Annotated in this window: 1 protein-coding gene; it reads left to right on the top strand. The window is 41.8% G+C overall.

Annotated elements, in window-relative coordinates:
- On the top strand, window positions 1–203 hold a 203-nt coding region (locus AC0DBE_RS21815; RefSeq protein WP_145364413.1), incomplete at its 5' end, for an IS3 family transposase.
- Between the last annotated feature and the right edge of the window lie 41 nt (window positions 204–244).

Here is a 244-nt window from a genome sequence, read left to right as displayed (position 1 = left end):
GGACGCCCGCTGATAATGCCTCCATCGAATCGTTTCATTCCTCACTAAAGTCTGAAACGTTCTATCTTAACAGCATTGATCGAACTACGACCGCCATCGTAGAACGCACTGTCATAGAATACATTCACTATTATAACAATATTCGTATTCAAACGAAACTAAACAACCAATCACCGATAAACTATCGGCAATTGGCTGTTTAAAAGGTGTTTTGATCCCTGTCTCAAAAACGGGGGTCAGTCCC

Source organism: Bacillus sp. VA15 (assembly GCF_055721145.1).
Note: the sequence above shows the minus strand (reverse complement) of the source record. Positions and strands in the feature narration are given on the sequence as shown.